General features: G+C 78.4%; 1 pseudogene. It reads right to left on the bottom strand.

The annotated features are described in order from the left end of the window. Positions 1–896, bottom strand: a pseudogene (locus tag AW16_RS0116650) (hypothetical protein); the annotation flags it as partial. Positions 897–1010 lie beyond the last annotated feature (114 nt).

Here is a 1010-nt window from a genome sequence, read left to right as displayed (position 1 = left end):
ACGAACGTGCCGACGACGCCCCGCCCCGCGGGCGAGAAGTCCTCGAGCACCGCGTCCCCGAGCGACGCGAGCCGCTGCAGCGCCGCGCGCGGGTCGAAGCCCGACGGCGTGAACGCACCGCGCGCGACCGCCGCGGGGTCGAGCAGCGCACCGCGTGAGCGCAGCGCACGGGCGAGGACGGGGTTGACCTCGAGCGTGGGCTCGAGCGCGAGCTCGTAGTCCGCCTCGCCGGTGCCGCGCGCACGCAGGGTGACCGGTCGCAGGAGGACGGGGGCACGGACGGTGCGGGGACCGGTGGTCGCGTCGTCGTCGGGAGCGCTCGACGACTCGGGGCGCGGTCGCTGCCGCGTCACGGACGCGAGGGCCGCGACGTCGTCCTGCGCGACGTCCGCGACGCTGCGCTCGGTCCACGTCGCGACGCCGATCGCGAGCGACGTCGGCGCGATCCCGTACTGCTGCTCGTACGCGGCCGAGCGCGCACCGACCGCCCGCGCGCGGCGGCGTGCGGTCGACAGCGCGGCGCCCTCGCGCACGAGGTTGGACAGACGCGTCTCGCGGCCTGCGAACAGCTGCGCCATGCCCGAGGGGTGCGCGGCGGACAGGTCGAGCGCGGCCTCGCCCAGCAGCTCGACGTCGACGAGCGTCGACCCGCCCGCCGCCTCGACCAGCGCGGCGCGCCACGTCGCGACGGCGCCCTCGACGAGCTCGACCGGCGACGGCGGCTCCACGAGCACGACGCCGGTGGTCGCGGGGCCGCTCGTGGCGGTCGTCGTCGTGCTGCCGGCAGCGCGGTCGCGCGCGCCGACGCGCGTCGGGGCGCCCGACGGGTCGCCGGAGGTGGTGTCGACGGGAACCTGCGGGGCTCCCGTGCCGGGCACGCGCGCGGGAACGGTCACCCTGCGACGGTAACCGCGAGCCCGCCGCACCCCGTGATGACGCGCCGAGAGCCCCGCGAGCGGCACCCGCGCGCCACACCCCGCGAGCGACCCCACGTCGGTCCGCCCCGACCC

Origin of the sequence: Cellulomonas sp. HZM (assembly GCF_000708885.1) — a bacterium.
In the GTDB taxonomy this organism is placed as follows: domain Bacteria; phylum Actinomycetota; class Actinomycetes; order Actinomycetales; family Cellulomonadaceae; genus Cellulomonas.
Note: the sequence above shows the minus strand (reverse complement) of the source record. Positions and strands in the feature narration are given on the sequence as shown.